The sequence below is a fragment of the Enterobacter sp. EC_50 genome (genome assembly GCF_019584525.1).
Lineage (GTDB): Bacteria > Pseudomonadota > Gammaproteobacteria > Enterobacterales > Enterobacteriaceae > Enterobacter > Enterobacter roggenkampii.
The window spans coordinates 1-911 of the sequence record NZ_VDAF01000071.1 but is presented as its reverse complement, the minus strand read 5'-3'; the positions used below and the strand labels follow the sequence as shown (position 1 = coordinate 911).

The window sequence follows — 911 nt, the reverse complement described above, 5'->3', positions numbered from 1 at the left end:
TGTTTAATACTCGCTTTTAGTGTCGTTTCACTTTTTAGCATGTTTAAACACATCTGTCTGATCCTTGCGAAATTCTCTGCTCGTTCTTCCGCTCGTTTACGGCAAGCATCTTCACTAAATGCAGTATCCAACATCCAATGCATCGACTCGACTAACCAGTGCGAGCGTGAAGCATTTAACAATTCTTTAGCACTGAGCGCTTTCGAACTAATATAATATCGCACCGTTACTTCTGACTCTTGGGCCACTGCTGATTCTTGTCTAATCGATACCACAATTCCCATCGTTTTTAGCCCTGGCCAATCAAACTCAAGATCGCCCAAAACACTTAAATCTTCATTCACTAAAGCCAGTCGTGTTTCCTGTCTGCCTCGCGATTTTTCTTGGGTACTGTAAGAATCACCATCATGTTTTTGCAGCATGCTCATATCAAAATAGTTATCAAAAGCTTGCTCAAGTCGGCCTTGATTTCCTTTCACGGCCAGCAAGTAATCAGCGTTTTTTTCAAGGATCTTTTGCGCGATTTTCTTTTGGCATCCCATCGCATCAATTGTGACTAAACAACCCGATATATCAAGCAGTTGAAGCAACTCAGGGATAGCGGTTATCTCATTGGACTTCTCGTAAACTTTATGTTGTCCAAGGCACACGCCATTCTCTGTCGCAAACGCATTAACCATATGGATAGCACCAAGCCCACGGGAATCATCATAAGAGCCACGCACGGTTTTACCGTCTATGGCGATCACTTCACCGTCCGTCAGTTCACAGCAGGATTTCATCCATTCGATAAAACACTTTTGTAAGCGTGTCGCGCTAATCATTCCCATCACTCTTGCAATGGTAATGGCAGAGGGAACACCATGACTAAAATCACCAAAGCGTTTGAGAAAATCTAACCATCTAGTGCC

The 911-nt window shown here is 43.2% G+C and carries 1 protein-coding gene; it reads right to left on the bottom strand.

Going from position 1 to position 911, the window contains the following annotated elements:
* On the bottom strand, positions 1-911 hold a 911-nt coding region (locus FHC48_RS23000), incomplete at both ends, for an ISAs1 family transposase (RefSeq protein ID WP_220420627.1).